The organism is Rhizobium sp. LjRoot258, from assembly GCF_964254185.1.
In the GTDB taxonomy this organism is placed as follows: Bacteria; Pseudomonadota; Alphaproteobacteria; order Rhizobiales; family Rhizobiaceae; genus Rhizobium.
This window is the reverse complement of record NZ_CAXUST020000002.1, coordinates 1,575,058-1,601,452: the sequence shown is the minus strand read 5'-3', so window position 1 is coordinate 1,601,452 and position 26,395 is coordinate 1,575,058. Positions and strand designations below refer to the sequence as shown.

The window sequence follows — 26,395 nt, the reverse complement described above, 5'->3', positions numbered from 1 at the left end:
CGTTGGTGTCAAAATCCAGCTTTCAAAAGCCCCTCTCTGTAGAGATCTTTCTGCCATTGCTCCTTGAAGGGCACGACCGAGAGCCATTTTTCTACGTCGAAGACCGGGTTCAGCGTTTCTGCACGCTGCCGATAGAACTGCGCACGCCTGCGATCGCCAATCATTGCACAACTCGCAGCAGCAATGCGGTGGGCCGGAGCCTTGTCCTTCATGGCTTCCACATAGGCGATGGCGTCGTCGTACTGCTCGAGGAAATAGCTTGCGCCGGCGGCACACCAAAGATAGCTGTCCGGCGACAAGGGATTGAGCGAGATAGCCTTCTGGATCTTTGTCAACGCCTCCTTCGGACGGGAGGCATGAACCAGCGTGTCGGCATGGCTGTAGATCACGTCGGCAAAATGCGGGCTTAGTTCCTCCGCGTGGCTGAGCGCTGCGACGCTCTCGTCAACGTCGCCGAGATAGAGCTTTGTCACGCCGAGTTCGCGGTAGCCGCTGGCGAAAGCATCGTCGCGCTCTATTGCCTTCAACGCATTCTGCTCTGCAAGGCCCAACAGTTCCTCATTGCCCTGGGCAGTCACCAGCCACTCGCTGGTATAGGTCCGTGCCAGGCCGGTAAACGCCGGCGAAAAGTCCTGATCGTATTTCAACGCCTCCTTGAACGCGGCTCTTGCCCTGCGAATGTGCGGCAGCGTCAGCTTGCCCATAAGGCTCGCACCAACGAGATAGGCGTGATAGCAATGCGGATTGGCTTCCAGGCTCAGCCGAGCATGCTCGTTCCTGGCAAGTTCATCCGCGACAGAGGATGACAGGTGCTCAGCAATGAGCCGTCGCTGGGTCGGCAGCGTTGCAGCGGTCATGGGGAAGCGGGTCGCCCAGATGATTTCATCGGTGGGAAAATAGACAAGCTGAGCATACAGACCTTCGCCTGAAAGTCTCGTATCAAGGAGATAGGAGATAGAATGACGAGCGATAACGGCGGCTTTGTCGGAGTCGCGGCGAATTTGCTCGGCGGTATGGGGTGCGACGATGGAAATGTTCCTGAGCGCGCATAGCTCGATCGTGACATCCTCGATCAGCGCACCGGCAAGCGAGAGCCCCACGACGCTGCCCTGTGATGTCGGAGGAAGCAAAACCAGTCGCGGCAGGCTTGACGCAGGCCGGAGTTCGGTTTCCCGGCGGGTTGCATCCTGCACCTCCGCCGGTACCACATAGTTCCGCGTTTGCCTGTCGCCTAGCGAAAGCACGTCCGGGTCGGCAACGCCAGGCAGTGCGCGAAGGATCGCCCGAAGCGGCTCGTCGCTCGGGTCCTGGTCCAGCAACTGCAAGGCAGCGCCGGAGACAGTCCGGCAGTCGTCGGCGCCCTGTGCAGACGGCGCCGCCTCCAAGAGCATCTGCCGCAACTTGACCCTGTGGCTGCGCTGCTCCCGCGCGATCCAGTTGTCGATCACCCTGCTTGCTGAGCGAACATTGCCGGCGAAATCACGCTGAAGTAGGCCGCTGCTGGCTTTCAGCCTGTCCATCGGCGGCATTGCCTCATCGAATATCTCAACATCGACGGAAAGGAGGCGCGCCTGCAGTTCGATCGATGCTGAGGTAATCTTAAGCGGCGCGGTCTCACTGTCATCGATCTGGCGAATACGGGAGATGAGCTTACGCAGATTAAGGCCGGCCTGATCGGGCTCGGCATCCGACCATAGGAACGCAGCGACCTCTTGGCGGGTGAGGGCGTGCCCCTTGCATGTGAAGAGATACGCCATCGTCAACAGCGCCTTGGCGGGATAGCCGACGGCATTGCCCGCCTCATCCGTCAGACGCAGTTCGCCAAATGTTTGGAGACGCAGCACCGGCTATCCTCTTGTTTCGTCCGTCCGTTCCCAGCCCTCACGCTCATCCGTGACCGATTGCGTGGAGCCAAGGCTCCTTGCAAGGGCAAGCAGCTTTCGACGAATATTCGGATCTTCGATCGCAATGAAGGCACGCGTCAGCGCCAGACCTTCCTTCGAAGCGATGAAATGCGCAACTTCGTCAGTATCGGCGCTCAACCGCAGGCCCGCTGTCTGCGGCGTCTCTTCATCGAAAAAGAAACCGATAGGCACGCCAAGAACTTCTGCAATGCGCTGCAGCCGGCTCGCACCTATGCGGTTGACACCCTTTTCGTATTTTTGCAGCTGTTGGAACGTAATGCCTAAGGATTCCGATAGGCTAACCTGGCTCAAGCCAAGTAGCTTCCGCCTTAACCTGACACGCTCACCCACATAGGCATCAATAGCGTTTGGAGTTTTGGCCTGCATGGCATCCCCCGTTTCCTCGTGTCACGCTGGCATTATGATGAGATTTACGAAAAATACAACCAAGAGTAAATTTATTCAAGAAGCTAATTGCTTTGGCCGCGACATTTTGCGGTGGCGTTACGATTTTACCCGACGGCGCGGAAATTCAGCCAGGCCCGATGCGTTGAGGCAGGAAATATTGCCGACCTTGGGCAGTATATATTTCGACTGCTCTATTCATGGTAGTGTCACGTCGATTTCACAAGCTGTTCCAGATTTTTGCGACTATAGTCCAGGCACGGTTAAGTTGAAGCTTTGGTGCCGTCTTTGCGGAGGCTATGGGGCGGCTTTTTAGCTGGAATCGCGATAGTGGGGCATCGTTCAGTAACATCACGGATGTGGCGACCTTCACTTTGCTTAACCAATATCAACATTCAACGCACATCAACAACGTGTGTGCCGCATCGACCGGGGGTAAGGGCCATGGAATTACGTCCTATAGTTATCAACCACGCCGACAGGCTTTCGGCCTGCCGTGAGAAGATAGAGGAAGCCGTATACCAGATTATTCAGGGCGAAAAACTGGTCGGCTTCTCGTCGACTGAAATCGCCATGGCGATCGCGGATATTGCCGACGACTACATTCTCGCGGCCTCCAAGAAGCGCGCAGCCACGCATTGATCCACGCTGTGTGCGCGACCGACCGCCTAAGGGGCGATCAACTGCGCCCCATCCGCGACAGGGCGATACGCAGAGGCTCATCCGAAACATAGATCAGGCCTCCGTAAGGGTGGGCCATATCGTTGACGATGAAGACCGCACCTCCGACGGACAGAGCGCAGACGACTATGATCGATATGACCGTGCCGTTATAGGGCGACAAAAGGCCGAACGTGAGAAAGATCACGATCAGCCAGAATGTCAGCACCACTAGGAAGGCGGTCGGTAGACCTTCGTTTCCCGTCTCGAGAACCAGCCAATGCGCCTCTGCGATGGCGCTGCTGACCTCGAGCGCGCGCGTCTTGAGCAGGCGTTGTACATCATCCTTCGGCGCCAGCACCCTCAAGAGCTTCTGGACGGGTTCGCCGCCGAGATCGTCCAGCGTTCTCGTTGCGAGAGCCTCGCCGGCTGCGCCTCCCCAAGCCTGGGCGATGCGAGCCTCGACCACGTTTGCAAGCCGCTCGCGCGCCTGCGCCGTTTCAGTTCCATACTGCCCCAATACGCGGTCAAGGAGGACGAGGCGGGCAGCCGACGTCTTCAGTTCAGTTTCCGCATCGTCGAAGGCCGTCTTGGCGGATGCAACCAGAAAACCAAGTGCAAGCGCCGAAAGAGTGCCGACAACGGCGGTGGCAAGCTTGATGGCTTCCTTGGAGTCTGTGGACAGGTGATGATCAGGCAGACGCCGGCTGATGCGCGTGCCAAGCAGGGCCGCGCATGCCAGCAGCAGTGCGATGATGCATCCGGTTTCGAGAGCTGTCATGATGGAAGTCTCGCCTGTCCCGGCGCCATCGAACTGAAACGATCGGGTTTCGTCAAGCGCACTTGTCGCTATTGGCGTTTACCGCACGGCCTTCACAGGCTGGCTTGATATTCGCCTCACGCGCTTTCAGCCGCGACCGTCCGATAGCGACGCATCTGTCCGTTCGGATAAGAAGGGGTCTAAGGGGGCGTCGAAAAAGATAGGGGAGCCTCTCCTCCAGGAGGTGAGGCTCCGCTTCGCAGCCCGCTTACTGCTGTGTCGTGCCGCCGGTTGAAGGGTTGGCCGGGGCAGGTGTTGCCGGTTCGCTGGAGGGCGCCATTGGGGCTACCGGCGGCTTCATCGGCTGAGATTCAGTCGTCGAAGCGGTCGGGTTCGGATCGGTGCCCGGCCGGTCAAACCATTCTGTGATAGCAAACGCTGCGACAAGGATCACGGCGATCGCGGCAATCCATCCGATCCAGCTGCTTGAGCTGCGGCGCAGCGGTGGCGTGCGCAGGTCATGATCGGTAGTGGGATTGCGGTTCGGATCATTCGGGTCGTAGGTCATGTCGTTTCTCCTCTCTGCAGGGAGAGAAATGAATTGTGCCCAAGTTTGTTCCAAATGCGTGGGCAGTTGCCCTTCCAGAGGTCGACCGCTCCACCCTGTAACCCACGATTTTGAGACCACCAACGGCCACGGCCGCAATCCACTGTTACGTCGGCTTCGCACCCAGGGCATAGAGAATGCCGCGAAGCTCGGCCAGACCGCGCAGTCGACCGATCGCCGGATAGCCCGGCGTCACGGTCTTGTCGAGATCATCGAGCATGCGATGGCCGTGGTCAGAGCGGAACACAATTGTTTCGTCTGCCCGACGCCCGCGGTCTTCGGTGACAAGCTCCTTCAGGACTGCAACCATGTCGACGTCACCCTCCAGATGGGCGCTCTCGTGGAAGCTGCGGCCGTCGCCCTCGCGTTTTGTGGCGCGTAGATGGGCGAAATGGATTCTCGATGCAAAGCGGTGGGCAATTGCCGGCAGGTCGTTGTCGGCACGCACTCCGAGGCTGCCGGTGCAGTAGCACATGCCATTCGCCTTCGAGGGAACGGCATTAAATAGCGCGGCATAGTCTTCGGCGGTCGAAGCGATCCGCGGCAGCCCAAAGAGCGAGCGCGGCGGATCATCCGGGTGCAGCGTCAGCTTGACGCCACGCGCTTCGGCCACAGGCGTCACTGCTTGAAGAAATTCAATAAGATGCTGGCGCAGCTTAGCGGCGTCGATACCTGTATAGGCTGCGAGCTTTTCACGGAACTGCGGGATCGTCAGCGGTTCGGTCGTCGAGCCGGGCAGGGCGGATGTGATGATCCGGGTGATCTCTGCAATCTCGGCTTCGCTCATGGCCTCGAACAGGGCGCGCGCACGCGCCTTGTCCCCAGCGGAGTATTGCTGCTCGGCACCGGCGCGTTGGAGCACGAAGAGATCGAAGACGGCGAATTTCTCATGATCGAAACGCATGGCCGTGGCGCCGGTATCGATAACGTAATCGAGGTCGGTGCGCGTCCAGTCGACGACGGGCATGAAGTTGTAGCAGACAATTGGAATCCCGCAGGCTGCAACAGCTTCAAGACTGGCGATCCAGGCTTCGATGTCTGCCTTGGCCCGACCACCATTGCGCTTGACGGCATCGGGAATCGGGATGCTCTCGACAACGGACCATGTCAGGCCCGAGCGTCCGGGCGGCGTCGTCTCGATCATCGCCTGGCGCTCGCGCACTTCCCCTTCAGTCCAGGCGCGGCCGATCGGCACCTGGTGCAGGGACGAAACGATATTGGTTGCACCGGTCTGCCGCACCTCGTCAAGCGTTACAGGTGCCTCCGGCCCAAACCATCTCCAACCCTGGCGCATTCATTTCCTCCTTGGGATCTTGTCGTTGCCCGCTGACAGGCTCAGCAGAAGTAATCGGGATACCGGGCGCGAAGCTCGTCGACGTCGGGAATGACGGCGCTCAAGTGGTGCATCATGGCCGCGCGCGCCGCTTCCACATCGTGGGCAGCGATTGCGTCACGAATGAGCGCGTGTTCGTGCACGACATTGTCCATGCGGCCAAGAACCGGCAGCGTCAGTCGTCGGGCGCGGTCGATCTGCACCTTGACCGTCTTGAGTATCGTCCAGATGCCGGGATAGCCGGCAATCTCGGCGACGGCCTCGTGGAAGGCCTCGTCCTCCTCGTGAAAGGCGGACGTGTCGCCGAGCGCGGCAAGCGATCTCTGTCGTGAGATGATGGAATTCAGCCGATCGATATCCGCTGCTGTGGCAACTTCGGCGGCGCGTTCGACTGTCGTGCCTTCAAGCGATTTGCGCACGACAACCGCCTCCGGGATCGCAGAGACTGGCACCCGCGATACGACGGTGCCGGACTGCGGGTAGATATCGACAAGCCCGCCCTCTGACAATCGAAGCAGCGCCTCACGCACCGGAGTGCGGGAGACGTTGAACTCTTCTGCAATCCGCTTTTCCTGCAACAGCATTCCCGGTGGCATTCGAAGGGCAAGTATATCCGCGTAGAGCCGATCGAAGATAGCGCCGGCATTCGTCACACGGCGAAGCTTCGTTGGCCTCTCGGCCTCGAAAGGCAAGGCCGTCGGGACGGAAACAACTGCTGCCTGCATAAGGAGCCCTGACATTGACTTGATCGTGCATACTAGTATATCAATTTATTGCGACTGCCAAGGCGCACCGAGGAGGACGGTGTTTTTGGCAACTTTTTCAAGACGTTTCACACATTTGGCGACACGGTCCCGGTCCTGCAACGACCGGCTCGAGGCCGCATTGAGACGCGTTAGCTGCGTCCGACAACAGGAGGAGGAGAAACAGGATGAAAGTCACCCGCAGAACATTCGTCGGCACCGCAGCGGGCGCCGCCGTTGCAACCATACTGCCGCTGAGGGCCTTTGCGCAGGCCAAGAAACCGGCAAGCCCCGTCACCATCACGGTTGCAGATGTCGCCGGCAACCTGGCGCTGACGCAGGGCATGTTCGAGGCCTATGCCTCGGAAAAGGCGGACTGGGTTTCCAGCTTCGCCTTCACGAAGGCACCGGCACCGGAACTGCCTGGCAAGATCAAGGCGCAGCAGGCGGCCGGCAAAGTCGATATCGATCTCGTCCTGACGGGAACGGACGCGCTGTCGGCGGGCCTTGATCAGGGGCTTTGGATCGATCTGAAGGCACACAAGTCGGAGCTTCCCAACCTCGAACAGATCCTGCAGCCGCAAGCCTTCAAGATGCAGGCCCTTGCCAAGGATCAGGGCGTCGTCATCACCTATTATCCCTCAGGCCCACTCATCGAATATATGCCCGACAAGGTACCCACGCCGCCGAAATCGGCGCAGGAGCTGCTTGAATGGGCGAAGGCCAACAAGAACCGCTTCATCTATGCTCGGCCAGCCAATTCTGGCCCCGGGCGCACCTTCCTCATGGGCTTGCCATACCTGCTTGGCGACAGTGACCCTCGCGACCCCGCCAAGGGCTGGGCAAAGACGTGGGACTATCTCGCCGCACTTGGCGAACACATTGAGTATTATCCGACGGGCACCGGCCAGGTGATGAAGGAGCTTGGCGAGGGGACGCGCGACATCGTCGTATCGACGACCGGCTGGGACATCAATCCGCGGGCACTCGGCATTGTTCCAGCCGAGGCGAAGGTACAGAAGCTCGATGGCTTCCATTGGGTCACGGACGCCCATTACGCAGTCGTCCCGAAGGGGGTCTCGGACGAGAAGATCGGCGTGCTGATCGACGTGCTCAACTACATCCTGCAGCCCAAGCAGCAGGCGATCGCCTACGATGCCGGCTATTTCTATCCGGGTCCGGCTGTGAAGGACGTCACCCTTGAGATGGCGCCGCAGGAAAGCCAGGACACGATCAAGGAGTTCGGCCGTCCCGAATATGCCGACTGGATTGCCAACAATCCGCTGGAGGTTCCGCTGGAGCCGAAACAACTGGTCGAAGCCTTCCGCATCTGGGACGAGAAGATCGGCGCCAAGAAGGGCTGATCGAAAAAAGCAGCCGGCCCGGAATCGCGTCTCGGGCCGGCCACCTCATTTTGCAGATGGAGAGTGATTTGACTTCGGTTTCGAATGACGCCGCATCGACGCGTAAGAACGCACGCCTGGAACTCGATGGGATGCGCCGCGTCTTCGGAGCGTTTAACGCCTTGAACGGCATCGATCTTGCGATCGAACCCGGAGAATTCGTGGCGTTGCTTGGTCCGTCCGGCTGCGGCAAGTCGACTGCACTGAATTGCATCGCCGGTTTGCTCGCACTGACCAGTGGCGAAATCCGGCTTGGCGGCACGCGTATCGATCAGCTCGAACCCGAGCGTCGCGGCTTTGGCATGGTCTTCCAAAGCTACGCCCTGTTTCCACATATGAGCGTGCGCAAGAACGTCGGATTCGGCCTTGCCATGCAGGGCATAAAGGGGCCCGAGGCCGACCAGCGCATCCGCAATGCCCTGGCGCTGGTGCGCCTCGAAAGCCAGGCCGATAAGTTGCCTGGTCAGCTGTCCGGTGGCCAGCAGCAGCGCGTGGCGATCGCTCGCGCCATCGTCATTCGTCCGCCAATCGTGCTGATGGACGAGCCGCTCTCTAATCTCGATGCGAAGCTGCGGCTGGAGATGCGCGCCGAAATTCGCGGCATCCACGATCAGATCGGTTCCACCACCATCTATGTGACGCATGATCAGGACGAGGCGCTGTCGCTTGCCGACCGCATCGTCGTCATGAGCCAGGGCCATATAGAACAAATCGGCTCGCCTCAGGATCTCTACCAGCGCCCTGTAAACGTCGACGTTGCCGACTTCATGGGCTTCAGGACGCGTGTTGAAGGCCGTATTACGCGTGTGACGGGCGCAGAGGCTGAAATCGAGGTCGCCGGCGCCCGCCTCGTTGGCACGATGCGTTCGCCGCTCAGCGTCGGCGATGCAGCCATACTGTCGGTGCGTCCGGAAGATCTTGTCGCATCGAACGGCGAGGGGATCGCTGCCACCGTCAGCAGCATGGAGTACCGCGGGCGAGCATTTTTTGGCATGGCGCGGGCAGGGGACGGCTCTGAACTCTATTTCCGGGCGGATGAACCGTTGGCGCGGGGAGCATCGACCAGGCTGCAACCGATTGCCGGACGGGCGCTGGTTTTCAAAGGAACCGGCCGATGAGCGGCCCTTCGCTGCGAACACGGCTTGCTGCCCGCGGTCTCGACGGCACGACGCTTTTGTTGCTGCCGGGGCTGATCTTCATGATCGCGATGTTTATTTACCCGTTCCTTTACGGTGTGGCCGATTCCCTCATGCCGAAAGAGGGCACGTGGTATGCCAACTACGCGAAATTCTTCAGCGATCCGTTCCAATATCAGACGATCGCCGCGACGATGTGGCTGGCACTGCCTGTAACGGTGATCAACCTCGCCTTTGCCGTACCAGTTGCCTTGCGCGTGCGCCTGATGCGCAGGCAGCGGCTGCTAACCACCATTCTCGTGCTGCCGATTACCCTCGGCACGGTCTTCGTGGCAGACGGCCTTTTGACCTTTCTCGGGCCGCGCGGCTGGTTCAATCATACCCTCTTGATGCTCGGCGTCCTCGACGCGCCGGTGAAGCTGACGAATAACTACTGGGGCGTCTTTGCCTCGTTGCTGATCACCGGTTTTCCCTTCGCCTTCCTGCTGACGCTCTCTTACGTTACCGGCATCGATCCGGCGATCGAGCAGGCGGCAGCGACACTTGGCGCGGGTCCACGACAGCGCTTCTTTAGGGTCTTCCTTCCGCTTTTGGTTCCGGGGCTTGCTGTCACCTTCTGCCTGGCCTTCGTGCAGGCCTTTGCGGTGTTTCCCTCCGCCGTTCTTCTAGGCGCGCCTGCCGGCCCGACGCGTGTCATCTCGATTGCAGCCTATCAGGCAGCCTTCGAGCAATATGATCATTCGCTCGGTTCGACGATCGCGCTCATCATGGGCGGCGTGGAGCTGGTTGTCGTGCTTGCCGTTCTGGCCACCCGCTCACTCTTCTACCGCGGCCCAGCCGGCGGCACGAAAGGTTAGTCATGATCCGAGATCAGGGCCCCACCTCAAAGATCTGGCGGTTCGCCATTTGGGCGCTGGCCATCCTCTTTGTCCTCAATCTGCTCGCCGTTATCGCCGCTGTCATGGTCAACTCCTTTGCGACGCGCTGGCTTGGAACATGGCTGCCGGCAGGTTGGACGACACGCTGGTATTTCAGCGCCTGGAAGGAATTCCAGCTTTCCAGCGTTGTCCTTGTCACCTTTGAGATCGTCTTTACTGTCGTCATCATTTCCGGAATCTTGGGCATCACGACCGCCTATGCGCTGGCGCGGCGCGACTTTCCCGGAAAACGCCTGGTCATCTTGCTGTTCTTGTTGCCGCTGCTGATCCCTCCATTGACCTACGGCATACCGCTCGCAACCGTCCTCTACCAGCTTGGGCTCGGCGGTACCTTCTGGGGCGTCGTGCTGATCAACGTCGTCCCGTCTCTGCCCTTCGTTGTTCTGGTGATGATCCCGTTCATCGAGCAGATCGACCCGCGCATCGAAGCGGCCGCACGGGTTTTCGGCGCAGGAACGACGAGCCTTTTCCTGCGCATTTTGTTGCCACTACTTCTACCGGGGATGCTGGCTGCACTGCTTTTGGTGCTGGTGCGCACCATCGCAATGTTCGAGCTGACCTTCCTGATTGCCGGGCCGACCACGCAAACGCTGGTGGTGTCGCTCTACTACGCCGTCTTTGCGTCGGGCGTTCGCGCGGGACAGTCGATCGATGCGATGGCCGTGGTCTACATGGTCACGACATTGTTCTGGCTGGTTCTCGCCTTGCAGTTCGTGAACCCGACACAGATCGTCGCAAGGGCGAAACAGCAAAGCACCCACTAGCTCAAATCTCGAGGGAATAGACCGCCTCTTGTAATGAGGCGGTCAGTTGGCGGGTGCGGCTATCGGCAGCGCGCCTCATAGGTGCGACCATACCGGTCACGATAGACACAGTAGCCGCGGCGTTCGGTCGAGCGTCCAATCAGAGCGCCCGCCACACCGCCTGCCACGGCGCCGATGGCTGCGCCTCCCCAGCTGTTGCTGACGGCACCGCCAATGATGGCGCCCGTGCCCGCACCGATTGCTGTTCCTTTTTCGGTGGCTGTGCACGACGCCAATGCCCCCATAAATGCAGCCACTAGGATAATTTTTCTCATCCGCCACTCCTATGATCATAGTTTTGCACTACGGTGCAGGAACTAGATTCGATGCCATAAGGTTCCATCGACGGACTTAGGTCTGACAGTGCCATCCCTCGGCTGACTCGTATCCCGTCCCCACGTGACGCGCGCGGCGAGACGACGTGCACCTGTCGACACGTGATCTCGTCAGCGACGTCCGTCCGATCGAATGCCTCTATTCACGGCGCATCCTCGAAGGTTATATCGTGCGACGCCAAAACACGAACTGGACCTGCCATGACCGATACCGTCCTCGATCGCTTTCTTCGCTATGTCGTCATTGACACCCAATCGGATCCGGCATCGTCCACACAGCCGTCGACTCTGAAACAGAAGGACCTGGGCCGATTGCTGGTCAACGAGTTGTTGGCAATCGGCCTGTCCGATGCTCATCTTGACGAGCATGGCTACGTCTATGCGACCGTTCCCTCGAATTCAGACAAAGCGGTTCCGGTCATATGCTTCTGCTCGCATATGGACACGGCGCCCGATTTCACGGGGACGAACGTCAAGCCGCAAATTGTGCGCGACTACGGTGGCGGCGACATTCAGCTTACTGGTGACAAGAAGCAGGTCATTCGCGTCAGCGAGAATCCGGCGCTCAACGACCAGATCGGCAACGACATCGTCACGACGGACGGTACGACACTGCTCGGTGCCGACGACAAGGCCGGCATCGCCGAGATCATGACGGTGGCGCAGATCCTCATGGACAATCCCGACATCAAGCACGGAACGATCAAGCTGCTTTTCACGCCGGACGAGGAGATCGGCCGCGGTGTCGACAAGGTCGATCTGACGAAGCTTGGCGCGCAGTTTGCCTATACGATGGACGGTGAAACCGCCGGACACATCGAAGACGAGACCTTCTCGGCAGATGGCGTCGAGATTGCCATCGAAGGCGTTGCCATCCATCCGGGTTTTGCCAAATGCAAGATGGAGAATGCCATCAAGATCGCCGGCGCGATTATTGATCGGCTACCCAAGAATGTCGCACCCGAAACGACCGAAGGGCGAGAGGGCTTCGTCCATCCGACCGGTCTGACCGGCTCGATGGAAAAGGCGGCTATCAACCTCATTGTCCGGGACTTCGAGGAAGCCGGGCTGACTGACAAGGAGAAACGTCTCGAAGCACTGGTGCAGGATGTGATGGCCGACTTTCCCGGTTCTTCCTACACTTTCATCGTCAAGCAGCAGTATCGCAACATGAAGGTTGTTCTCGATCGCCACCCGCAGATCGTCGAAAACGCCATTGAAGCCATCCGCCGAGCCGGCATGTCGCCTGTCCGCGGCAGCATCCGCGGCGGAACGGACGGTTCGCGTCTTTCCTTCATGGGACTGCCATGCCCGAACATCTTCGCCGGCGGCCACGCCTTCCACTCGCCGCGCGAGTGGATCAGCAGGCAGGACATGGACAAGGCCGTCGCCACCCTCGTCGAACTCGCAAAGGTGTGGGAGGAGCGAGCTTAGCGGAGCAGGCCGGTCTCTCCGCGAGTGTACCGCATCCATGATGCTCTCCGCCGATAGCCGCTCTGTCTCGGTGCCTGTTTCATTGATCTCCTGCAGGAGAGCGCCGAGCGTCAGCCATGGTCGTCCCATAGGAACCGCGCCAGCGATGCCCTGGGATATTCAACGTGCGGCTGCGTCAGCAGGTAGCAGACCGCGAGCAAGCCTTTTTCCGGATACGCGACCTTTTCCACGCCCGGCGAAATGAGGCGCAGCGCTGCGAAGGTTTCCAGGCTGAATTTCATCTGATCGGCGAGGCCCAGCGTTTCATAAGGCTGAGCCTTTAGGCGAATGTTTCGCCAGGTTTCGTTTGCTCGCCTGCAACGTCACGCCCTTCCTGCGCCTGCGCCATGGCCTTGACCAAGGCGACAATCTTTTCACGAAGCTGCGTATCGGTGATTTTCAGGAAGGCGCGATTGAGCGCGAGACCTTCCTTCGAATGCAGGAATTCGGCAACGGGGTCGGCCGCAACAGAAGTCTCAAGCCCGGCCAAGCCCAGCGGCTCGGACTCGTCCTGCTGAAAGAAGAAACTCGGAGACGTGCTCAGTACATCGGCGATCCGTTGCAGTCGGCTGGCACCGATCCGGTTCATACCCTTCTCGTATTTCTGCACCTGCTGGAATGTCACACCTATCTGATCCGCCAATCTTTCCTGACTAAGTCCTAGGAGTTGCCTTCGCATCCTCACGCGAGAACCGACAAAGGTATCGATGGCATTCGGCGTCTTTGCATTCATCATAAATGTTCCATGTACCGGATTAGCGTCACGTTCATTCGCTCGACCACACACCCGGTATCGCACCCCTGTGGCGAGTTTGTATTAGCCGCGGGCCAAATTCAATCGGCTAATTGCATAACATTGTATGATAAACGAATGTGACTAGCCACCTGGAGAGCTTGGCGATCCAAGTCGATGTTGCAGGGTGGGTCGTCGATGGGCAGGCGAGCTTCGTCCGTTTCACAGCCAGCGCTGTTTTAGCGGTTGAAGCGAATCGGCCGGATTTCCCTGTGAACGATCTTCAGCGACTTGTCGGGTTGTATCATGTAGGTCTCATCGACCTGTTGGCCCCACTCGTCGATGAAATTGTGCGGGAAGGTCGATCCCGGCGGCGACTTCGTCAGCTTGGTACGCGGTTGGCCGCCATAGGTGATACTCCCGGGGATCGGATCGAGACCTGGCGAGGAAAAGTCCTTCGTGGTGCACCCGACAAGAGCGAGCACGCAAATCAAGGCAAGGGCTTTGTTCATGGCACCCTCAACGTTCCGCTTCATTCGTGAAGCATATATCCGATCGATTGCGCCGGAACAGGGCGACAACCCGTCCAGCGCAAGATTTCCGCAGGCGCGCCGGTCGCCCGAAAGCCTAAAGGAGGTCCCGCTTTGCAAGGCTTGCCATCAGGGCGGTGATACCAAATGTCCAGGCAGAGCACTCGGTTGAAAGCCGCACGGTATTGACGAGCGAGCCGAGGCCCGTCGACGAAATTTCGACGACGTCACCGATTTTGTGGGTGAAGCCCTGGTTCGGCGCATCACGATCCTGCGTCGGCGCAAACAGCGTTCCCAAGAACAACATGAAGCCATCCGGGTACTGATGGTGGGCCCCGTAGGTCTGCTTGACGAGGTCGGAAGGATCGCGGCTGATCTTCGACATCGAACTCTTGCCGTGAAGGACGAATCCGTCGGCTCCGGTGACCTTGAGGTCGAGTTCTGCGCTGCGCACATCATCGAGGCCGTAGCTCTCGTCGAACAGCCGGACGAATGGGCCGATCGAACAGGAGGCGTTGTTATCCTTTGCCTTGCCGAGCAGGAGCGCCGAGCGGCCCTCCACGTCGCGCAGATTGACGTCGTTGCCAAGTGCTGCGCCCTTGATCTCCCCGCCGCTGTTGACGGCAAGCACGATCTCGGGTTCCGGATTGTTCCAAGTCGAGATTGGATGCAGCCCGACATCGGCGCCCCAGCCGACAGAGGCAAGGACCGGTGACTTCGTGAAAACCTCGGCGTCAGGTCCGATGCCGACCTCGAGATATTGAGACCACATTCCTTCGTCGATCAGCGCCTGCTTGACCTTGGCGGCTTCAGCCGAACCTGCTTTCAGATTGTTGAGGCTACCACCGATCAGCGTACTGACGCGCTCGCGGATCGCGGCGGCGCGATCCGGATTTCCAGCGGCCTTCTCCTCGATGACGCGCTCGATCATCGACTGCGCGAAGGTTACGCCGCAGGCCTTGATGGCCTGAAGGTCGGCAGGAGCAAGCAGATGAACCCGCGACGGGTCAGGTGTTCCGATGCCAACGGCAGCGATCTCCTCCAACGTGGTGAGCACAGGACCATCCGCGGCGCGGACGAAGGCGGCGGGATCGGCCTGTTCCAGGAGCGCGCTCAGCGTCGGCGCAGCTTTGGAAGTGATGTCGACCAACTGGCCATCGCGAACAACCACGATGCTCGGGCCTTGAACACCGGGGTTCCAGGCACGACCGACCAACAAGCCGCCGGCGGCGGCAGAATCCAGAAGAGTATAAGACATCGACATGTTCCGTCACACGAGCGATGGACGCGCTCAAGATCAAAACGAACCGGCCGCCCTCCAACCCAGCGGCGCCGAAATCGACCACAATAGATGCCGGTGGGCAAGGTCAAAACCAAGGAATCTCGACCTCGTCTCCAAATCGAGAATGGGCGCGATGCCGACCATGGCATCGCGCCCATTGTACTTCATCGGACTGTGTTCAGCGATGCGATCTGCTGCCCGCGCCCGGAGGATTTAGTGGTTGTCGCGCGGAATGCCCTTGGTCTGGGCGATACGCTGGTACTTGACGGCCGGCTCAAGCACGGCGCCGGTATCCATCTGGCCGACATAGGTACGCTGGATTTCCTGCCAGGGCGTCTGGCTCTCCGGATAAACATAACCGCCGGCTGCCTCGAGCGCCTTGCGCCGTTCGGCAAGCTCCTCGTCGCTGATGAGGATATCGGCCGACCCCTTCTTGAGGTCGATGCGAACCTGGTCGCCGGTCTTCAGCAGAGCAAGCCCACCGCCGGCTGCCGCCTCCGGCGACGCGTTGAGGATGGAGGGCGAGCCAGACGTGCCGGACTGACGACCGTCGCCGATGCAGGGCAGCGAGCTGATGCCCTGCTTCAAGAGATAATCCGGCGCACGCATGTTGACCACCTCGGCGGCACCCGGATAGCCGATCGGCCCGGCACCGCGCATGAAAAGGACCGTCGACGCATCGATCGCCAGCGACGGATCGTCGATGCGGTGATGGTAATCTTCCGGGCCGTCGAAGACGACCGCGCGGCCAACGAAGGCTTCCGGATCGTTCGGATTGGACAGGTAACGTTGCCGGAACTCAGGCGAGATCACGCTCGTCTTCATGATCGCCGACGAGAAGAGATTTCCGCGCAGGACGCGGAAGCCGGCGCGCTCCTTCAGCGGGCGCTCGAACGGACGAATGACCTTGTCGTCCTCGATCGTCGCTGTGGTGTAGTTTTCTCCGACCGTCTTGCCGTTCACGGTCATCGCGCTTGTGTTGATCAGATCGTGCTTGATCAACTCGCCCATGACGGCCGGAACGCCGCCGGCGTGGTAGTAGTCCTCGCCGAGATACTCACCGGCCGGCTGCAGGTTGACGAGAAGCGGGATTTCTTCGCCGTAGGTTTGCCAGTCATCGACCGTCAGTTCGACGCCGACATGGCGGGCAAGTGCGTTGAGATGGATCGGGGCATTGGTTGAGCCACCGATCGCGGAGTTGAGCCGGATGGCGTTGATGAAGGCGTCCCTGGTCAGAATGTCGGAAGGCTTGAGGTCCTCGCGAACCATTTCGACGATCCGCAAGCCGGTCTCATAGGAGATTTCCTGGCGGTCACGGTAGGGGGCCGGAATTGCCGCGCCGCCCGGCAGCTGCATCCCGAGCCCTTCGGCGAGTGAATTCATCGTGGTCGCCGTGCCCATCGTGTTGCAGTAGCCGGTCGAGGGCGCGGAGGAGGCAACGAGCTTGACGAAGCCCTGATAGTCGATTTCGCCGCGCGCCATCATTTCGCGAGCCTTCCAGACGATCGTACCCGAGCCTGTGCGCTCGCCGCGGAACCAGCCGTTCAGCATCGGGCCAACCGACAGTGCGATCGCCGGAATGTTCACGGTTGCCGCGGCCATGAGACAGGCCGGCGTCGTCTTGTCGCAGCCAATCGTTAGGACCACGCCATCCAGCGGATAGCCGTAGAGAACCTCGACGAGGCCGAGATAGGAGAGGTTGCGGTCGAGACCTGCAGTCGGGCGCTTGCCAGTTTCCTGGATCGGATGCACCGGGAATTCGATGGCGATACCGCCCGCGTCACGAATACCTTCGCGAACGCGCTTGGCGAGCTCAATGTGGTGACGATTGCACGGCGACAGGTCGGAGCCAGTCTGTGCGATACCGATGATCGGCCTTCCCGACTGCAGCTCTTCCTGGCTCAGACCGAAGTTCATGTAACGCTCCAGGTAGAGCGCGGTCATGTCAGGGTTTGCGAGATTGTCGAACCAGGCCTTGGAGCGAAGCTGGCGCGATCCGTCCTGCTCTTGAACTGCGTTCTGATTCGGGGAGGGAGTTTTCTCAACCACGATGAATTTCCTTGCTTTGACGCCGCTGTTGTCATGCACTTAGCTGATCGATACAGGAATGTATAATCAGTCTTTCGCATTTTGATATGCAAATATCTTATATCGAGTGAGGCAATCGTGGGATTGGACGGTTTCAGACTGCGGCACTTGAAGATGCTCGTGGCGCTCAGCGAGCACGGAAAGCTCGGCGTCGTTGCCGAAATGTTTGGAATCTCGCAACCGGCCCTGTCGCGAACCCTCAATGAGCTGGAGCAAATGTCTGGGCACCAGCTTTTCGAGCGTCACAACCGTGGCCTTGTCCCGACACCTCAGGGTGAAGTGATCGTTCGCCACGCCAAGATGCTGATCTCTGAAGCCCAACGCGCCGAATACGAAATGGTGGTCGCCGCTGCAGGGCAGGGCGGCAGCGTGGCATTCGGCACGATCATGACGCCCGCGGCCGATTATGTCGCCCCCGCCCTGAAGCGCATCTTCGAGACGCACCCGACGATCGACATCAGCATCGCCGTTGGCAGCAGCGATGTGCTGCTCGAGGATGTGCTGAACAGAAGGCTCGACTTTGCCGTCTGCCGCATTCCAAGTGGCATGAACCCACTCTGGTTCGACTATCTACCGGTCGGTCAGGAGACGCTGCGTGTCATCGTGGCAGTCGATCACCCGCTCTCGGCCAAGCCTGTCGTCACCGAGGACGACCTCAGGCACCAGAGTTGGGTGCTCCAACCGCATGGCTCGTTCCTTCGCCAGGTCATCGATGATTTCATCCGCCGCCATGGCATCGTGCCGGCAAGCGTCGTTTCGACTTCCGATGCGCTTTTGACCATGTTGCTGATGTTGCAGAGCCAGCGGCTCGGCATCTTTGCCGATCCCGTGGCAGCCCTTCTCGAGCGGCATGGTCTCGTCAAGGCGCTGCAGATAGAGGGAGACATCTCCGTCCCAGGTTTCGGCCTCGTCAAACTCAAGGAACGCGAATTGTCTGCCTCCGCCGAGCTTGTCTATAATGTGTTTGCCACGACGCGAAACCCTTGAGGCGGCGCGGCTGCCAATAGCCTAAGGCGCATATTGCGTGACCATGCGGGCATCGCGGCGGAAATCGGAAGGCGACATGCCCGCGATATGGCGGAACGACTTGTTGAAGGCGCTGATCGAGCCGAAACCGCTATCCATCGCGACCTGCAAAACGTTCGCCTCGTCGTTCATCAACATCGCTTGTGCGTGCGACAGGCGCAGCAGATTGACATATTTGCTGAGCGTCATACCGGTCGTCTTCTTGAACAGGTTCATCGCATATTTCGGATGAAGGTCGGCGGCGCGAGCGATATCGACCGAATCGATTTCCTGCAGGAAGTTGACGGCGATGAAGTCACACATGCGGGCGACGCTGCGCGATGACTGCGGATAGAATTGCTCTATATCATCCGCATCCGTCGGCCCGAGCGTCGGCAGCAGCGAATAGGGTTCAAGTGCGATTCGCTCTACGCGCAAAAGCATCTCGTCGAGGGCGTGCTGAGCCTTGGCCGGATCACCGGATTTGGCGTAGCGCACCCAGCGCGGAAAATTCTCCTTGTCGGCCGCATCGGTTGCCGAGGTGAACAGGATCTCGCCCTTCATCAGGCGGCTGGAAATGTTGATCGGCAGGCGCATACGGAAGAAGTAGACCAGTGGCAGGTGTCCCCCGGCATAGATCGCATCCTCAGAGCAATCGTCCATCTGGTGCGGCTGGCCGCCCCAGAACAGGCACATGTCGCCCGCCTTCATCGAGATCTCATGGCCGTTCATGCGGTAGTGCACGCTACCCTGCATGATATAGTTGACCTCGACCTGCACGTGCCAGTGCGGCATCAGCATCACAGGTGGATGATTGTGAAACATCTGCAGGGCCGTCGGCAACCCTTCGATACTGCTCGCTCCCGGCTGGTAGACAGCCCGCCTTCCGATCTTACTTTCCGCCAAGTCCATGTTCCCTTTTTAGGAGACAGCGGCTCCCTTCCAGATAGTCTAGCCGCGTTCGCTAAGGGACGGCAATTGAAAAGGGAGGATTTTCAATGCGCTTCAAACTTATCGGTGCGACCGCAATGGTTGCGCTGCTTGCTTCGGGTTCTGCATTCGCGCAGCAGTCGGGCAATCTCACCATCTGGAGCTGGAACATCGCCGCATCGGCGCTGAAGTCCACGCTCGAAGGGTTCAACAAGCAGTACCCGGATATCAAGGTCACAGTCGAAGACCTCGGTAACCAGCAGGTCTTCGACAAGATGCTGGCGGCCTGCGCTGCCGGCGGCGAAGGACTGCCTGACATCGTCAGCGTCGAGAACTTCGAGGCGGAAATCTTCTGGAGCCGCTTCCCTGACTGCTTCGCCAACCTGAAGGATCTGGGTTATACGGCAGAAATCCAGGCAAAATTCCCGGAATTCAAGCGCACCGAGCTTGAGGTCGGCGATGTCGCCTATGCCATGCCTTGGGATTCCGGCCCGGTCGCCGTTTTCTACCGCCGCGACTTTTATGAAAAGGCAGGCGTTGATCCTTCGACGATCAAGACCTGGGACGACTTCATTGCAGCCGGCAAGAAGATCTCGGCGGCCAATCCCGGTGTCGTCATGGCGCAAGCCGACTTTAACGGTGACAGCGAGTGGTTCCGCATGATTTCCAACGAGCAGGGCTGCGGCTACTTCTCGACGGACGGCCAGACGATCACCATCAATCAGCCGGCCTGCGTTGCGACGCTCGAAAAGGTCAAGCAGATGAAGGACGCCGGCACGCTGACGGCAGCCATCTGGGACGAGAAGATCCAGGCCAATACGGCAGGCAAGGCCGCAAGCCAGATGTATGGCGGCTGGTATGAAGGCACGATTCGGTCCGGCTCGCCCGATCTTGCCGGCAAGTGGGGCGTCTACATGATGCCAAGCCTGACGGCAGATGGGCCGCATGCGGCAAACCTCGGCGGTTCGTCGCTTGCAATCGCCGCCAATTCCGAGAACAAGGAAGCAGCTTGGACCTACATCAACTATGCGCTCGGCACCAATGAGGGCCAGGTGACGATGTTGAAGTCCTTCGGCCTCGTTCCGTCGCTGCTGACTGCAGTCCAGGACCCGTTCGTCAACGAGCCACTGCCCTATTGGCACGACCAGAAGGTCTGGGCCGACATCCTTTCGACCCTGCCGAAGATTGTTCCAAGCCGCGGCACGGCGTTCCAGACGGACGCTGATTCGATCTACAGGGCGGCACAGACGAAGTACTTTGCCGGCGGCTATCCCGACGCCAAGGCCGCGCTCGACGACGCAGCCAACCAGATCGCCACGGCGACAGGTCTTCCCATTGCGAAATGAGTAACGACGCCGGGCGCCTTTGGCGCCCGGCCTCCATCCAAAGGGATGGCTCGTCTCGTCTGTGAGGAGAATAGAATGCCGATCCGGAACCGGAACGCCTACGCTTTTCTTGCGCCCTATCTCTTGGTCTTTGCCACGTTTTGGATATGGCCGATCATCAGTTCGTTTCTGATCTCGTTTCAGAACACCCGCGTCAATCCATGGAAATTCAGTTTCTCGGTGAACTGGGGCCGCCTCGTTGGCGATCCAGCCTTCTACAACGCACTCTACAACACGCTGATCATCCTGGTCATTCAGGTTCCGGTCATGATCACGATCGCCACCGTGATGGCTGTACTTCTGAATTCGCCGCTTCTAAAAGCGCGGCCTCTCTTCCGCTTTGCCTTTTTCGCCCCGGTCGTCGTCGGCGAAGTCGCCTACGCGGCCGTCTTCCGCCTGATGTTCAGCTTCGACTTCGGGATCGTCAACAAGCTGATCACCCTCGTTGGTCTTCCAGCCATCTCGTGGTTCGACAATGCCAATGCTGCTATGGCCCTTGTGATCATCGCGGTGACCTGGCGCTGGGCGGGATATAACGCGATCATCATTCTCGCCGGCCTGCAATCCATTCCTGACGACGTCTACGAGGCGGCAACGCTCGATCGCGTCAGCAAGTCACAGCAGTTCTTCCACATCACCCTGCCGCTTCTAAAGCCGATCATCCTGTTTTGTGTCATCCTGTCGGTCATTGGCACGATGCAGCTCTTCACCGAACCATTCCTCATCACCAATCGCGGCGGGCCGGGAGGTGGAACGGAAACGCTTGGCCTTCTCCTCTATCGCGAGGGCTTCCGCTCGCTCAATTTCGGCTATGCCTCGGCCGTCGCCTACACGATGGCGGCACTCGCCGTCGCAATCTCGCTGCTCAACCTCTGGATCGGAAGGGAGCCCAAATGAGATCGAAATCTCAATCCCTACTGCTGCGGCAGATCGCTCTTCACGCCGTCCTGACGCCGCTGGCCATCATCTGGCTGTTTCCGCTGTGGATGATGCTCGTCTTCTCCACAATGTCGGACTTCGGCATATTCAGCCCCGAAATCGTCCTCTGGCCGTCTACGAATTTCATCGAGAACTTCAAGAACCTGCAGGCCGACACAAATTTCATACGTGCGATGTCGATCTCTATCGGCGTTGCCGTGATCTACACGATCCTGTCGGTGCTTCTAACCTCAATGGCCGGCTGGGCACTTGCGCGCTACCGTTTCGTCGGGCGGTCGGTCGTGATCGGCATCATTCTTGGTACGATTACGCTGCCCTTTGCCGTCGTCGTCATCCCGCAGTTCATCATGGTGGCGCGCGAATTCAAGCTGGCCAATACCTGGATCGCGTTGATCGTGCCGCCGCTTTTCAATTCGCTTGGCGTGCTCTTCATGCGTCAGGCCTTCTCGATGATGCCCGGGGAACTCTTCGATGCCGCGCGCGTCGAGGGCGTCAAGGAATGGCAGATTTTCCTTCGCATTGCCCTGCCTCTCGCAAGACCGACGATGGCGGCACTGGCGATCATCCTCTTCCTGCACTCCTGGAACAACTATCTCTGGCCGCTGCTCATCAACTCCAAGCCGGGGATGATGACGGCACCGGTGGCGCTTGGCACGCTGATCGGGCTCACCAAGGTGTCCTGGGGCGGCATCATGGCCGGTGCCATGATGCTGACGGCGCCGATCCTGGTCGTCTTCGTGTTCCTGCAGCGCCACTTCATCGCCGGCATCGCGGCCGGCGCAGTCAAATAATCGGGGAACGCCTGATGTCCGAACTTTCATTGAAAAATGTCGTCAAGCGCTTTGGCGCGCTGGAAATCATCCATGGCGCAAATCTTGAGGTAAAGGACGGCGAGTTTGTCGTCTTCGTCGGCCCGTCCGGCTGCGGCAAGTCAACGTTGCTGCGCATGATCGCTGGCCTTGAGGATATCTCGGGCGGCGAGATCAACATCGGCGGCAAGGTCGTCAACGATGTTGAACCGGCCGACCGCGGCATTGCCATGGTCTTCCAGTCCTACGCCCTCTACCCGCACATGACGGTCGAGGAAAATCTGAGTTTCGGGCTGCGCATGAACGGAAACCCGAAGCAGGACACCGAAAAGCGTGTCAAGCACGCGGCCAACATCCTGCAGATCAACGAGCTGATGCAGCGGCGACCGAAACAACTATCGGGCGGCCAGCGTCAGCGCGTGGCCATCGGCCGCGCCATCGTGCGCGAACCACAGGTCTTCCTCTTCGACGAGCCACTGTCGAACCTGGATGCGGAATTGCGCGTTCAGATGCGCGTCGAGATCTCGCGGCTCCATAAGCAGCTCGGCACGACGATGATCTATGTCACCCACGATCAGACAGAAGCGATGACGCTGGCCGACAAGATCGTCGTCCTGCGGGCCGGCAACATTGAGCAGGTCGGCGCGCCGCTCGACCTCTATGACGATCCCGCCAACCAGTTCGTCGCCGGCTTCGTCGGCTCGCCAAAGATGAATTTCCTCAAGGCCGAGGTTCTTGAAAAGGACAGTGCACGCACGACGGTTGCGCTTGCAGGCGACAAGAATGTCCGCCTCACCATGCCGGTGAGCGGGCCGATCGTGCCTGGCGCGCAGGTGACGCTCGGCATCCGGCCGGAGCATTTCGTCGACGCCGGGCAGGGTGAGGCTGATCTCACGGTCACGATCGACGTCGCAGAGCATCTTGGCAATACAAGCTACATCTACGCGACAACGGCAGCGGGCGAACAACTCATCATCGAGCGCCCGGAATCGCGCGCCGCCGGCAATCGAGACACGCTGACCGTCGGCCTGAGCGCCAACCGCACCTTTCTGTTCGACAGCGACGGCAATCGGCTGCGCTGACGGCAAACCTCATCCCAAGACTTATGCAATGAAGAGGAACTCCCTATGAGCACAGACCAACCGATTCGTTGGGGCATTATCGGCCCGGGCACGATCGCCCGCACCTTTGCGGACGGCATCGCGCATTCGCGCACCGGAAAACTCGTTGCCATTGCCACCCGCGACCCGGAAAAGCCGGGGCTTGGCGAAAACTTCCCCGGCGCCCGCATCGTCAAAGGGTATGACGCGCTGCTGGCGGATGCAGAGATCGACGCGATCTATATCGCAACGCCTCATACCGGCCACGCCGAATGGGCGATCAAAGCCATCCGTGCCGGCAAGCACGTTCTTGTTGAAAAGCCGATTGCGCTTTCCGCGTTTGACGCTGACGCCATCTATCATGAAGCGAGGAAGGCCGGCGTTTTTGCCGGCGAGGCCTTCATGTATCGCGTTCACCCGCAGACGGCCAAGATCGTCGAACTGGTCAAAAGCGGTGTCATCGGGACGGTGCGCATCATCCGTTCAAGTTTCGGCTTCAATATGGGCACGTTCCGGCCCGAGCATCGCCTCTTCGCCAACGAGACGGCGGGCGGCGGTATCCTCGATGTTGGCGGCTATCCGGTCTCCATGGCGCGGTTGATCGCGGGTGCTGCCGAGGGCACGCCGTTTCTTGATCCGGAAAAGGTCGCTGGCGTCGGTCACCTTGGTCAGTCAGGGGTCGACGAATGGGCCTCTGCCGTTCTGAAGTTCCCGAACAGCATCATTGCCGAGGTGTCCTGCTCGATCATGGCGCAGCAGGACAACACACTGCGTATCATCGGTTCGGAGGGACGTATCGAGGTCAAGGACTTCTGGTTTGCCTCCGGTCACAAGGGTGGCGTCGGCAGGATCGAGATCATCAAGGGCAACGAGCAGCAGACGGTCGAGGTCAAGGAAGACCGCTGGCTCTATTCCTTCGAGGTGGACGCGGCCGGTGACGCGATCCGCGCCGGCGAAAAGGAATTCCGCTCACCCGGTATGAGCTGGGCTGATTCGGTCGGAAACCTGCGCGTTCTCGATCAATGGCGTGCTTCGATTGGTCTGGAGTACGGTGTCGAGAAGGCCGACAAGCGAACCGCGAACCTCGCAGGCGGTACCGTTCGGCGCGGCAACAGCATTCCGCAGCGCCAGATCCCCGGCATTTCCAAACCTGCCTCAGTGGTCACGCTCGGTTTCGAATTCTTCCCGAACTTCGCTGCCGCGTCGCTGACCCTCGACGCATTCTACGAGGCGGGCGGCAATGTCTTCGACACGGCCTTCGTGTATGGCGGCGGCAAGACCGAGAGCGTCTTTGGCGACTGGCACACCAGTCGGAAGGTACCGCGCGAAGAGATCGTGCTGATCGGCAAGGGCGTTCATTCGCCGCTTTGCTACCCCGATGTCATCGCCAAGCAACTCGATCAGTCCCTGAACCGGCTGAAGACCGATTATGTCGACATCTACTTCATGCACCGCGACAACACCGACGTTCCTGTCGGCGAGTTCGTCGATGCCATGGACGCAGAGGTCAGACGCGGTCGAATCCGCGGCATCTTCGGCGGGTCGAACTGGACGCGCGAGCGTATGGAGGAAGCCGCAGCTTACGCCGCCAAGAATGGCAAGACGGCGCCAGCTGCCCTTTCCAATAACTTCTCGCTTGCTGAAATGCTCGATCCGATCTGGGCCGGATGCGTGGCGGCTTCCAACGACGATTGGAAGACGTGGCTGAATGCCAAGCAGATCCCGAACTTCGCCTGGTCGAGCCAGGGACGCGGCTTCTTTACCGACCGTGCCGGACGCGACAAGCACGACGATGAAGAAATCGTCCGCTGCTGGTACTCGGATCGCAATTTTGAGCGCCGGGACCGGGCCATCGAGCTGGCAAACAAGCTCGGTCGCAGCCCCATCCACATCGCGCTTGCATACGTGATCGCCCAGCCGTTCCCGGTCATTCCGCTGATAGGACCGCGCACCATCGCCGAGCTCGAAGACAGCCTCTCGGCGCTCGACATCAGGCTGACGCCGGAACAAGTGAAGTGGCTGGAAGCGTGACGCGATAGCAACCTGGGCCCGGGGCTGCGACGAGCCAGTCCCGGGCGGATGCCTTCACCGGCGGCAGAAAAAAGCAAGGAGAGCTGGAGCGTGGCATTTTCGAGGCGTATAATAAAACGCTTTAGGTCGGACCAGCGGCCTTACCCTGATCGCCAAAGGGGAGCGAACCATGCAACGATTGGCATTGATCACGGCGTCGACGACGCTCGTGGCCTTCAGTGTTTTGGCTCAAGAGCCTGTCGTCGGCACCTGGAAGACACAAGTCGGCACCACCGCGGCAATTGACGAATGCGCGCAAGGCTACTGCATTACGATGAAGACGGGCAACAATGCGGGCAAGCGCATAGGCTCTTTTCAGGGAAGCAACGGCAACTTCACGGGAATCATTGTCGAGCCGGAGAGCAAGAAGACCTTTACAGGTGTGCTAACACTCACGGGCGACACGGTGCATATGCGCGGCTGCACGATGAAGGTGATCTGCGTCTCGCTGATCTGGACACGCTTGTGACAGTCGAGCGGAAATACGCCGGCTGTTTTGAGTGCGCTAGTTGCCGCGCTTTAGCCCTTCGATAACCTGTCGATATTCCTCCGCGATGGAGATTGCCGCTTTTACGACCACCGGATTGACCGATTTGCGATCAATGGCGTCCGAGCAGGCTTCGAACACGCCGCGCAGTTCGCGTTGGATGAAGGAAAGTTCCGGATAGTGCTCTACCAAAACCTGAGGAAGCAATTTTGCTTTTGCCTTCATCGACTTGGAGCAGACGAGGATATCCGGATCTGTCGTAGTAACATCGAGAATGGCTGCTTCGAGCTGTCCGGCGGCACTGACGATATCGATAACCAAGGCCATCATTTTCCCTCCAAACAAAGGAACCTCGTTAAGATACCATGCATTCCTCGTGCCAAACTGGCGAGCGGCCCCGCTGGCGATGCTTGGAATCGTCCCATTTTCTTCGCTAGCCCATTGATTTGACTGCGCCTGCAAGTCGCGTGACCGCATTGCTTCGGCCAAACCGGCGCTTAGGGCCTTCCAGATCACGGCGTGGAACAGGCACAAAAA

The 26,395-nt window shown here is 59.6% G+C and carries 27 protein-coding genes; 13 read left to right on the top strand and 14 right to left on the bottom strand.

Annotated elements, in window-relative coordinates; translation table 11 throughout:
* Window positions 1–8 precede the first annotated feature (8 nt).
* Window positions 9–1,844 (bottom strand): peptide antibiotic resistance protein, encoded by a 1,836-nt coding sequence (locus ACSQ9D_RS28335; RefSeq protein WP_436285117.1) that lies wholly within the window; start codon window positions 1,842–1,844, stop codon window positions 9–11.
* A 3-nt stretch (window positions 1,845–1,847) separates the two neighbouring features.
* Entirely contained in the window at window positions 1,848–2,291 is a 444-nt protein-coding gene (locus ACSQ9D_RS28330; protein ID WP_436285116.1) for a helix-turn-helix domain-containing protein, read from the bottom strand.
* Between the two features lie 462 nt (window positions 2,292–2,753).
* Between ACSQ9D_RS28330 and ACSQ9D_RS28325 the strand changes: the two genes are divergently transcribed.
* Entirely contained in the window at window positions 2,754–2,951 is a 198-nt protein-coding gene (locus ACSQ9D_RS28325; RefSeq protein WP_037126369.1) for a hypothetical protein, read from the top strand.
* Between the two features lie 37 nt (window positions 2,952–2,988).
* Here ACSQ9D_RS28325 and ACSQ9D_RS28320 read toward each other — a convergent pair whose 3' ends face one another.
* From ACSQ9D_RS28320 to ACSQ9D_RS28305, 4 genes are all read right to left on the bottom strand, one after another.
* Window positions 2,989–3,750: a DUF4239 domain-containing protein gene (locus tag ACSQ9D_RS28320; RefSeq protein WP_436285115.1), complete on the bottom strand. Its 762-nt coding sequence runs from the start codon at window positions 3,748–3,750 to the stop codon at window positions 2,989–2,991.
* A 247-nt stretch (window positions 3,751–3,997) separates the two neighbouring features.
* Window positions 3,998–4,297, bottom strand: a complete 300-nt coding sequence (locus ACSQ9D_RS28315; RefSeq protein ID WP_436285114.1) for a hypothetical protein — start codon at window positions 4,295–4,297, stop codon at window positions 3,998–4,000.
* A gap of 145 nt (window positions 4,298–4,442) precedes the next feature.
* Entirely contained in the window at window positions 4,443–5,630 is a 1,188-nt protein-coding gene (gene uxuA, locus ACSQ9D_RS28310; protein WP_436285113.1) for a mannonate dehydratase, read from the bottom strand.
* A 41-nt stretch (window positions 5,631–5,671) separates the two neighbouring features.
* Window positions 5,672–6,394 carry a GntR family transcriptional regulator gene (locus ACSQ9D_RS28305; protein ID WP_436285192.1) on the bottom strand — a complete coding sequence of 241 codons (723 nt, stop codon included), beginning with the start codon at window positions 6,392–6,394 and terminating at the stop codon, window positions 5,672–5,674.
* Window positions 6,395–6,600: 206 nt separating this feature from the next.
* Here ACSQ9D_RS28305 and ACSQ9D_RS28300 point away from each other — a divergent pair, with 206 nt between their 5' ends.
* The 4 genes from ACSQ9D_RS28300 to ACSQ9D_RS28285 are packed head-to-tail and all read left to right on the top strand — an operon-like array spanning window position 6,601 to window position 10,653.
* Window positions 6,601–7,776 (top strand): extracellular solute-binding protein, encoded by a 1,176-nt coding sequence (locus tag ACSQ9D_RS28300; RefSeq protein WP_436285112.1) that lies wholly within the window; start codon window positions 6,601–6,603, stop codon window positions 7,774–7,776.
* A 56-nt stretch (window positions 7,777–7,832) separates the two neighbouring features.
* Window positions 7,833–8,933 carry an ABC transporter ATP-binding protein gene (locus ACSQ9D_RS28295; RefSeq protein ID WP_436285111.1) on the top strand — a complete coding sequence of 367 codons (1,101 nt, stop codon included), beginning with the start codon at window positions 7,833–7,835 and terminating at the stop codon, window positions 8,931–8,933.
* Window positions 8,930–9,808 (top strand): ABC transporter permease, encoded by an 879-nt coding sequence (locus tag ACSQ9D_RS28290; protein ID WP_436285110.1) that lies wholly within the window; start codon window positions 8,930–8,932, stop codon window positions 9,806–9,808. Before ACSQ9D_RS28295 ends, ACSQ9D_RS28290 begins: the two co-directional genes overlap by 4 nt.
* Window positions 9,809–9,810: 2 nt before the next feature.
* The gene (locus ACSQ9D_RS28285) at window positions 9,811–10,653 is read left to right on the top strand and encodes an ABC transporter permease (protein ID WP_072377729.1); all 843 of its coding nucleotides are present in this window, start codon (window positions 9,811–9,813) and stop codon (window positions 10,651–10,653) included.
* A gap of 59 nt (window positions 10,654–10,712) precedes the next feature.
* Here the strand turns inward: ACSQ9D_RS28285 and ACSQ9D_RS28280 are convergent, their stop codons facing one another.
* The gene (locus ACSQ9D_RS28280) at window positions 10,713–10,967 is read right to left on the bottom strand and encodes a YMGG-like glycine zipper-containing protein (RefSeq protein WP_047518940.1); all 255 of its coding nucleotides are present in this window, start codon (window positions 10,965–10,967) and stop codon (window positions 10,713–10,715) included.
* Window positions 10,968–11,228: 261 nt separating this feature from the next.
* Here ACSQ9D_RS28280 and pepT point away from each other — a divergent pair, with 261 nt between their 5' ends.
* Complete coding sequence (gene pepT, locus ACSQ9D_RS28275; RefSeq protein ID WP_436285109.1) at window positions 11,229–12,461, top strand: peptidase T; 1,233 nt, start codon at window positions 11,229–11,231, stop codon at window positions 12,459–12,461.
* Between the two features lie 110 nt (window positions 12,462–12,571).
* Here the strand turns inward: pepT and ACSQ9D_RS28270 are convergent, their stop codons facing one another.
* The 5 genes from ACSQ9D_RS28270 to ACSQ9D_RS28250 form a co-directional block, all read right to left on the bottom strand.
* Window positions 12,572–12,742: a hypothetical protein gene (locus tag ACSQ9D_RS28270; protein WP_436285108.1), complete on the bottom strand. Its 171-nt coding sequence runs from the start codon at window positions 12,740–12,742 to the stop codon at window positions 12,572–12,574.
* Window positions 12,743–12,780: 38 nt separating this feature from the next.
* A complete protein-coding gene (locus ACSQ9D_RS28265; RefSeq protein ID WP_436285191.1) occupies window positions 12,781–13,233 on the bottom strand; it encodes a helix-turn-helix domain-containing protein in 453 nt (150 codons plus the stop codon).
* A gap of 239 nt (window positions 13,234–13,472) precedes the next feature.
* The gene (locus ACSQ9D_RS28260) at window positions 13,473–13,745 is read right to left on the bottom strand and encodes a hypothetical protein (RefSeq protein WP_436285107.1); all 273 of its coding nucleotides are present in this window, start codon (window positions 13,743–13,745) and stop codon (window positions 13,473–13,475) included.
* A 115-nt stretch (window positions 13,746–13,860) separates the two neighbouring features.
* The gene (locus ACSQ9D_RS28255) at window positions 13,861–15,021 is read right to left on the bottom strand and encodes a fumarylacetoacetate hydrolase family protein (RefSeq protein WP_436285106.1); all 1,161 of its coding nucleotides are present in this window, start codon (window positions 15,019–15,021) and stop codon (window positions 13,861–13,863) included.
* A 237-nt stretch (window positions 15,022–15,258) separates the two neighbouring features.
* Window positions 15,259–17,094 (bottom strand): IlvD/Edd family dehydratase, encoded by a 1,836-nt coding sequence (locus ACSQ9D_RS28250; protein WP_436285105.1) that lies wholly within the window; start codon window positions 17,092–17,094, stop codon window positions 15,259–15,261.
* A 117-nt stretch (window positions 17,095–17,211) separates the two neighbouring features.
* Here ACSQ9D_RS28250 and ACSQ9D_RS28245 point away from each other — a divergent pair, with 117 nt between their 5' ends.
* Window positions 17,212–18,120: a LysR family transcriptional regulator gene (locus ACSQ9D_RS28245; protein ID WP_436285104.1), complete on the top strand. Its 909-nt coding sequence runs from the start codon at window positions 17,212–17,214 to the stop codon at window positions 18,118–18,120.
* A 21-nt stretch (window positions 18,121–18,141) separates the two neighbouring features.
* Here the strand turns inward: ACSQ9D_RS28245 and ACSQ9D_RS28240 are convergent, their stop codons facing one another.
* Complete coding sequence (locus tag ACSQ9D_RS28240) at window positions 18,142–19,050, bottom strand: helix-turn-helix domain-containing protein (protein WP_436285103.1); 909 nt, start codon at window positions 19,048–19,050, stop codon at window positions 18,142–18,144.
* Between the two features lie 86 nt (window positions 19,051–19,136).
* Here ACSQ9D_RS28240 and ACSQ9D_RS28235 point away from each other — a divergent pair, with 86 nt between their 5' ends.
* From ACSQ9D_RS28235 to ACSQ9D_RS28210, 6 genes are all read left to right on the top strand, one after another.
* Window positions 19,137–20,414, top strand: coding sequence for an ABC transporter substrate-binding protein (locus tag ACSQ9D_RS28235; RefSeq protein WP_436285102.1), 1,278 nt, complete (start codon window positions 19,137–19,139; stop codon window positions 20,412–20,414).
* 75 nt (window positions 20,415–20,489) lie between these two features.
* On the top strand, window positions 20,490–21,350 hold the full coding sequence (locus ACSQ9D_RS28230) for a carbohydrate ABC transporter permease (RefSeq protein ID WP_436285101.1): 861 nt from the start codon (window positions 20,490–20,492) through the stop codon (window positions 21,348–21,350).
* Window positions 21,347–22,183 carry a carbohydrate ABC transporter permease gene (locus ACSQ9D_RS28225; RefSeq protein WP_024315189.1) on the top strand — a complete coding sequence of 279 codons (837 nt, stop codon included), beginning with the start codon at window positions 21,347–21,349 and terminating at the stop codon, window positions 22,181–22,183. Before ACSQ9D_RS28230 ends, ACSQ9D_RS28225 begins: the two co-directional genes overlap by 4 nt.
* Window positions 22,184–22,197: 14 nt before the next feature.
* Window positions 22,198–23,283, top strand: a complete 1,086-nt coding sequence (locus tag ACSQ9D_RS28220; RefSeq protein ID WP_436285100.1) for an ABC transporter ATP-binding protein — start codon at window positions 22,198–22,200, stop codon at window positions 23,281–23,283.
* A 45-nt stretch (window positions 23,284–23,328) separates the two neighbouring features.
* Window positions 23,329–25,332 carry an aldo/keto reductase gene (locus ACSQ9D_RS28215; protein ID WP_436285099.1) on the top strand — a complete coding sequence of 668 codons (2,004 nt, stop codon included), beginning with the start codon at window positions 23,329–23,331 and terminating at the stop codon, window positions 25,330–25,332.
* A gap of 169 nt (window positions 25,333–25,501) precedes the next feature.
* A complete protein-coding gene (locus tag ACSQ9D_RS28210) occupies window positions 25,502–25,840 on the top strand; it encodes a DUF2147 domain-containing protein (RefSeq protein WP_436285098.1) in 339 nt (112 codons plus the stop codon).
* Between the two features lie 36 nt (window positions 25,841–25,876).
* On the opposite strand, the gene ACSQ9D_RS28205 is transcribed toward ACSQ9D_RS28210, so the two are convergent.
* Window positions 25,877–26,335, bottom strand: coding sequence for a hypothetical protein (locus ACSQ9D_RS28205; protein ID WP_436285097.1), 459 nt, complete (start codon window positions 26,333–26,335; stop codon window positions 25,877–25,879).
* Window positions 26,336–26,395 lie beyond the last annotated feature (60 nt).

Bases quoted from the DNA above. Each gene is read 5' to 3' on its own strand.
- ACSQ9D_RS28320 (WP_436285115.1), bottom strand. From the start codon at position 3,750: ATGACAGCTCTCGAAACCGGATGCATCATCGCACTGCTGCTGGCATGC.
- ACSQ9D_RS28225 (WP_024315189.1), top strand. From the start codon at position 21,347: ATGAGATCGAAATCTCAATCCCTACTGCTGCGGCAGATCGCTCTTCAC.
- ACSQ9D_RS28230 (WP_436285101.1), top strand. From the start codon at position 20,490: ATGCCGATCCGGAACCGGAACGCCTACGCTTTTCTTGCGCCCTATCTC.
- ACSQ9D_RS28315 (WP_436285114.1), bottom strand. From the start codon at position 4,297: ATGACCTACGACCCGAATGATCCGAACCGCAATCCCACTACCGATCAT.
- ACSQ9D_RS28325 (WP_037126369.1), top strand. From the start codon at position 2,754: ATGGAATTACGTCCTATAGTTATCAACCACGCCGACAGGCTTTCGGCC.
- ACSQ9D_RS28330 (WP_436285116.1), bottom strand. From the start codon at position 2,291: ATGCAGGCCAAAACTCCAAACGCTATTGATGCCTATGTGGGTGAGCGT.
- ACSQ9D_RS28240 (WP_436285103.1), bottom strand. From the start codon at position 19,050: ATGGACTTGGCGGAAAGTAAGATCGGAAGGCGGGCTGTCTACCAGCCG.
- pepT (WP_436285109.1), top strand. From the start codon at position 11,229: ATGACCGATACCGTCCTCGATCGCTTTCTTCGCTATGTCGTCATTGAC.
- ACSQ9D_RS28235 (WP_436285102.1), top strand. From the start codon at position 19,137: ATGCGCTTCAAACTTATCGGTGCGACCGCAATGGTTGCGCTGCTTGCT.
- uxuA (WP_436285113.1), bottom strand. From the start codon at position 5,630: ATGCGCCAGGGTTGGAGATGGTTTGGGCCGGAGGCACCTGTAACGCTT.
- ACSQ9D_RS28265 (WP_436285191.1), bottom strand. From the start codon at position 13,233: ATGAATGCAAAGACGCCGAATGCCATCGATACCTTTGTCGGTTCTCGC.
- ACSQ9D_RS28300 (WP_436285112.1), top strand. From the start codon at position 6,601: ATGAAAGTCACCCGCAGAACATTCGTCGGCACCGCAGCGGGCGCCGCC.
- ACSQ9D_RS28260 (WP_436285107.1), bottom strand. From the start codon at position 13,745: ATGAACAAAGCCCTTGCCTTGATTTGCGTGCTCGCTCTTGTCGGGTGC.
- ACSQ9D_RS28295 (WP_436285111.1), top strand. From the start codon at position 7,833: ATGGAGAGTGATTTGACTTCGGTTTCGAATGACGCCGCATCGACGCGT.
- ACSQ9D_RS28210 (WP_436285098.1), top strand. From the start codon at position 25,502: ATGCAACGATTGGCATTGATCACGGCGTCGACGACGCTCGTGGCCTTC.
- ACSQ9D_RS28255 (WP_436285106.1), bottom strand. From the start codon at position 15,021: ATGTCTTATACTCTTCTGGATTCTGCCGCCGCCGGCGGCTTGTTGGTC.
- ACSQ9D_RS28220 (WP_436285100.1), top strand. From the start codon at position 22,198: ATGTCCGAACTTTCATTGAAAAATGTCGTCAAGCGCTTTGGCGCGCTG.
- ACSQ9D_RS28285 (WP_072377729.1), top strand. From the start codon at position 9,811: ATGATCCGAGATCAGGGCCCCACCTCAAAGATCTGGCGGTTCGCCATT.
- ACSQ9D_RS28290 (WP_436285110.1), top strand. From the start codon at position 8,930: ATGAGCGGCCCTTCGCTGCGAACACGGCTTGCTGCCCGCGGTCTCGAC.
- ACSQ9D_RS28205 (WP_436285097.1), bottom strand. From the start codon at position 26,335: ATGCGGTCACGCGACTTGCAGGCGCAGTCAAATCAATGGGCTAGCGAA.
- ACSQ9D_RS28280 (WP_047518940.1), bottom strand. From the start codon at position 10,967: ATGAGAAAAATTATCCTAGTGGCTGCATTTATGGGGGCATTGGCGTCG.
- ACSQ9D_RS28215 (WP_436285099.1), top strand. From the start codon at position 23,329: ATGAGCACAGACCAACCGATTCGTTGGGGCATTATCGGCCCGGGCACG.
- ACSQ9D_RS28270 (WP_436285108.1), bottom strand. From the start codon at position 12,742: ATGAAATTCAGCCTGGAAACCTTCGCAGCGCTGCGCCTCATTTCGCCG.
- ACSQ9D_RS28305 (WP_436285192.1), bottom strand. From the start codon at position 6,394: ATGCAGGCAGCAGTTGTTTCCGTCCCGACGGCCTTGCCTTTCGAGGCC.